The sequence below is a fragment of the Massilia mucilaginosa genome, assembly GCF_011682145.1.
Taxonomy (GTDB): domain Bacteria; phylum Pseudomonadota; class Gammaproteobacteria; order Burkholderiales; family Burkholderiaceae_D; genus Telluria_A; species Telluria_A mucilaginosa.
Genome location: NZ_WHJH01000344.1, coordinates 1 through 291, shown reverse-complemented (window position 1 = coordinate 291; position 291 = coordinate 1). Strand labels below are relative to the sequence as shown.

Sequence of the window (291 nt, the reverse complement as noted above, 5' to 3'; positions counted from 1 at the left end):
CGCGCCTTGAGCGTTACCATTTTCCAAAAGAAATTATGTCAGGTACCGGAGCGCAACGACGTCTTTCCACCCGCCTCGCCTTCCTGGCCATGTCGGCCTGGGCGAAGGCCAGCTGTTCAGCGTGGGTGGCTTCCTGGGTGCGGGCACGATGCGCGGGTGCGCGATGCGCCCATCTTCGTCATGCCGCTCGAGTTTGCCGGGCTCGGCTGTGCAATGCTGCTGATCGCGGCCAGCGCGACACTGGGCGCGTCGAGCGCGCCCAAGGCGGTAGCGCAGTAACTTACTTGAGCC

At 64.3% G+C, this 291-nt stretch carries 1 protein-coding gene; it reads left to right on the top strand.

All coding sequences use genetic code 11. The annotated features are described in order from the left end of the window. A partial coding sequence (locus F2P45_RS35915) for a hypothetical protein (RefSeq protein WP_223164949.1) occupies positions 1 to 279 on the top strand: 279 nt, incomplete at its 5' end. Positions 280 to 291 lie beyond the last annotated feature (12 nt).